Source organism: Paraburkholderia sp. SIMBA_054 (genome assembly GCF_046534875.1).
In the GTDB taxonomy this organism is placed as follows: Bacteria; Pseudomonadota; Gammaproteobacteria; order Burkholderiales; family Burkholderiaceae; genus Paraburkholderia; species Paraburkholderia hospita.
In genome coordinates this window covers 1-268 of record NZ_JAWRXV010000870.1, presented here as the reverse complement: position 1 = coordinate 268, position 268 = coordinate 1, and the positions used below count along the sequence as shown (strand labels likewise).

The 268-nt window shown below is 60.1% G+C and carries 1 pseudogene; it reads left to right on the top strand.

The annotated features are described in order from the left end of the window. Positions 1 to 16 precede the first annotated feature (16 nt). Positions 17 to 268, top strand: a pseudogene (locus tag SB822_RS57610) (DNA polymerase III subunit beta); the annotation flags it as partial.

Genomic DNA, 268 nt, shown 5'->3' with positions numbered 1-268 from the left:
CGACAAGAAGCTCACCATCGGACGCCAGGAGTTTGCGGCCTCCGTGGATCGCGTTTCGACCATTTCGAGCGAACGTGGCCGCGCGGTCAAGCTTTCGATCGCCGATGGCCAGCTGACGCTCACTGTCAACAATCCCGATTCCGGCAGCGCAACTGACGAGCTTGCGGCGGACTATGACGCCGATCCGCTCGATATCGGGTTCAACTCGAAATACCTGCTCGACATTACGAGCCAGCTTTCGGGTTCGGACGCGGTCTTCATGCTGGCC